Here is a 2,936-nt window from a genome sequence, read left to right on the forward strand (position 1 = left end):
AATTCATGGATGGTTTCCCGCCTGCGTGGGAATGACAGATTTCCTTAACTTAATGGCAGTGGACCCTAGGGGGAATGAATTTATAGTTTTACTGGGTACCTTAAAGTTCTAATTCCAATAGCGCTGCAATTTAAGTAGAATGACGACAATTTTATGGATATGAGGTAGTTATGACGATCAAAACACATGTTATCGATTTAGCACACCTTGGGATGCGCGATTTGGATCAGGTTGGAGGTAAAAATTCTTCTCTTGGTGAAATGATCAGTCATTTGTCTTCTGCAGGCGTTGCTGTTCCTGGCGGATTTGCCACCACTGCCGATTCGTTTAGAGAGTTCTTAGCACAAAATGGTCTTGATAAAAAAATCTATGCCCAATTGGCTGCATTAAACACGGATGATGTGCATCAATTAGCTGCTGTTGGTAAACAAATTAGAGAAATGGTAATTAACACGCCGTTTACCCCAGCATTTGAACAGGAGGTGCATGCGGCATATCAACAGATGGTAAAGTCAATTGGCCATGATGAATTTAGTGTTGCAGTTCGTTCTTCTGCAACAGCAGAAGATTTGCCTGATGCCTCTTTTGCTGGACAGCAAGAAACCTTTTTAAATGTAAAAGGAATTGATGCGGTGCTGGAATCAATTAAGCATGTCTTTGCTTCATTATTTAATGATAGAGCGATTGCATATCGTGCCCATCACGAGTTTGAACATCATGATGTTGCCTTATCTGCTGGAATTCAGCAAATGGTGCGTAGTGATTTAGCCGTTAGTGGTGTTATGTTCACTATGGATACTGAGTCTGGTTTTGATCAGGTGGTTTTCATTACTTCATCTTACGGCTTGGGTGAATGGTTGTGCAAGGGGCAGTAAATCCAGATGAATTTTATGTGCATAAACCAGGCCTGCAAGCAGGAAAGCCAGCCATTATTCGTAAAAATCTAGGCAGTAAAGCTCTGAAGATGGTTTATTGCGATGATTCTACACAGAACCGTCGTGTAAAAGTAGTTGATGTTGCGCCGACAGAAAGCCGCTTATTTTCCTTAACTGCCGATGAAGTCGAGCGTTTGGCACAACAGGCTTTAATCATTGAGAAACACTATGGCCGTCCTATGGATATTGAATGGGCAAAAGATGGTACGAATGGTAAATTATACATTCTGCAGGCTCGTCCTGAAACGGTTAAAAGTCGCGATAACAAACAAATATTAGAACGCTACACCCTCCAACAAAAGAGCGAGGTGTTGGCAGAAGGGCGCAGCATTGGTCAACGTATCGGGCAAGGTGTTGCGCGCATTATTAAAGACGTTAGCGAAATGGATCGCGTACAGCCAGGCGATGTATTGATTTCAGACATGACCGATCCTGATTGGGAACCGGTAATGAAACGCGCTGCTGCTATTGTAACGAACCGAGGTGGTCGAACTTGTCATGCCGCGATTATTGCGCGTGAGCTAGGCATTCCTGCTGTGGTTGGTTGTGGGGATGCCACAAAGACTATACGCGATGGCGATAAAGTGACCATAAGTTGTGCTGAAGGGGATACTGGTTTTGTTTATGCTGGTTTACTGCCTTTTGAGCGAGCATGTCTTGATGTGGAAACTATGCCTGAATTACCTATGAAAGTGATGTTGAATGTGGGCAATCCTGAGCGTGCGTTTACGTTTCAATCTATTCCTAATTCAGGTGTGGGTTTAGCTCGGCTGGAGTTTTTAATTTCAAATACGATTGGTATCCATCCACGTGCCTTACTGGATTTTGATCACTTGGAAGATAAGGAATTAAAGAGCTTTATTTCTGAAAAAACAGCTGCTTATGCCTCACCTGTTGAGTACTATATTGAGCGTTTAAAAGAGGGAATCGCAACGATTGCAGCAGCATTTTATCCTAAGCCCGTGATTGTACGTTTGTCAGATTTCAAATCAAATGAATATGCTAATCTTACTGGTGGTTCTTTGTATGAGCCGCATGAAGAAAACCCGATGTTAGGTTTTCGAGGAGCATCGCGCTATGTTTCTCCTGAGTTTGAAGCATGTTTTGCTCTGGAGTGTAAGGCTGTACGTCGTGTTCGTGAGGAAATGGGCTTAACCAACGTGGAGGTTATGATTCCTTTCGTGAGAACCGTTGCTGAAGCGAAAAGCGTTATTGAGGCGTTAAAACAAAATGGTCTTGAACGTGGTAAGCACGGCTTACGCGTTATTATGATGTGTGAATTGCCTTCTAATGCCTTGTTAGCAACTGAGTTTTTAAAATATTTTGATGGTTTTTCTATTGGTTCTAATGATTTGACTCAGTTAACTTTAGGACTGGATAGGGATTCTGGCTTGGTAGCTGCGCAGTTTGATGAGCGTAATGATGCCGTGAAAGCATTATTGCATATGGCGATTGTTGCATGTAAATCAGCAGGTAAATATATTGGAATTTGTGGCCAGGGCCCTTCAGACCACCAGGATTTCGCGCAGTGGTTGATGAAAGAGGGCATTGAAAGTGTTTCGCTTAATCCAGACTCGGTGTTAGAGACTTGTTTGTTTTTAGCGAAGCAGTAATCATCTTTTTCTGGATAAAGAACTGTCAAATAGGAATGTTGGGTCATTTGACGCATAGCCGTCAAGCTAAGGACTTTAATCTTGCTTATCCTCGATCCGTTTGGGCTGAGGAGGCTCATTAATGCTGTTTCGAAGCCTGGCTAGTCTTGGCGCAAGGCTTTGAGATGGCATAAATGCCTCCTCAGCCCGAATGGTTTTGGCGAGTACAAAAGCCCTTTTTCCTTATCTTGACGTCTAACGGGTATTTGCCCCAACATTTTTATGCACAGTTGTGAATTAATTATATAAGTTATGAGGCATAAACTAATGCAGCATTTAAAGTGGTGGTTTCTTTTTGCAGGATTAAGCCCTGTTCTTGCCTTTGCATCTTCTGACGCGAACCATGCAG

1 pseudogene is annotated in these 2,936 nt (G+C 42.7%); it reads left to right on the forward strand.

Annotated features, from left to right (window positions below):
- Positions 1 to 170 precede the first annotated feature (170 nt).
- Positions 171 to 2,548 (forward strand): annotated as a pseudogene (gene ppsA, locus LDG_RS01325) (phosphoenolpyruvate synthase).
- Positions 2,549 to 2,936 lie beyond the last annotated feature (388 nt).

Source organism: Legionella drancourtii LLAP12 (assembly GCF_000162755.2).
Taxonomy (GTDB): domain Bacteria; phylum Pseudomonadota; class Gammaproteobacteria; order Legionellales; family Legionellaceae; genus Legionella; species Legionella drancourtii.